This window comes from Mesorhizobium sp. M2A.F.Ca.ET.039.01.1.1 (genome assembly GCF_003998035.1).
GTDB lineage: Bacteria > Pseudomonadota > Alphaproteobacteria > Rhizobiales > Rhizobiaceae > Mesorhizobium.
In genome coordinates this window covers 1-991 of record NZ_RZRY01001277.1, presented here as the reverse complement: position 1 = coordinate 991, position 991 = coordinate 1, and the positions used below count along the sequence as shown (strand labels likewise).

The window sequence follows — 991 nt, the reverse complement described above, 5'->3', positions numbered from 1 at the left end:
AGAGAGCTGCGATCGCCGGCATCGCTCGCTCCGGCGCTCACAGCAATGCGCGACGAGAATCCGGATGTACGAGCCCAGGCGATTGGCGTTGTCGCCTACCTCAAACTAGAGGAGACATTGCCGTCGCTGATTGCCGCGACGCTGGACCTGGATGCTGGCGTCAGGACAGTCGCTATAAGTGCGCTTTCCTTCTCGAGCCAGCCGGCGGCCGCTGCGGCGGTCGCGGCAGCGCTTGGCGATGATAGCTGGCGGGTGCGCGCTGTCGCCGCGGATTCGCTCGGCCAACTTGGCCAAGCCGCGGTGATCCATGTGCTCACCGCGGCCTTGGATGATGAGTACTGGCAGGTCCAACTCAGATGCCTGAACGCGCTTGGCAAACTCAAAGCCCATGCGGCAGTTCCGGCAATTTCAGAGTTGCTTCGGAGCGAGATTGCAGCCGTGCGCAAGGAGGCGGCAGCAGCGCTTGGCGAAATCGCTGCCCCGGCCTCACGCGACGCGTTGATGAATCACAGCGGCGATGCCGACCCCGACGTCCGCAAGACGGTGCGCTGGGCCCTGGCACGGCTTGGGTAGAACTGTCGAAGGCCGATTACTGCCGCCATCCTTCGAAACCATGTTGATTAGCTTGTGCGGGCGCTCGATGCGAATTTGACGCGGCGTGACCGTAACCAGCCCATCTTTCTGGAAGCGTTTCATCATCATCGTTACCCACTGGCGCGTTGACCCAACCATCGCGGCAATCTGATCATGCGTCACCTTGGCGTTTATGATTACGGCATGCCCGTCACGCACCCCGTGGAGTTCTCCGAGATTCATCAGAAATTGGGCCAGGCGCTCGATCACCGAGCGAGTTCCCAGCATCTGCGCCATGGCCGAATAGCATCTGCCCTTTGCTGCTAGCCCCTGCACGAGACACAGAGCGAAGCCCGGAAGCTCAGTGAGGAGCCGCTTGAGCGCGGAGGCAGGCAGAAAAAGGATCTCGCAGTCACTA

At 61.5% G+C, this 991-nt stretch carries 2 protein-coding genes; one reads left to right on the top strand and one right to left on the bottom strand.

Annotation, left to right across the window (positions count from 1 at the left end; translation table 11 throughout):
* The first annotated feature begins 6 nt into the window (after positions 1-6).
* On the top strand, positions 7-573 hold the full coding sequence (locus tag EOA24_RS39260) for a HEAT repeat domain-containing protein (protein ID WP_281059943.1): 567 nt from the start codon (positions 7-9) through the stop codon (positions 571-573).
* Here the strand turns inward: EOA24_RS39260 and EOA24_RS39255 are convergent.
* Positions 487-991: Crp/Fnr family transcriptional regulator (locus EOA24_RS39255; protein ID WP_133374996.1), on the bottom strand; the 505-nt coding region annotated here is incomplete at its 5' end. The genes EOA24_RS39260 and EOA24_RS39255 overlap by 87 nt on opposite strands.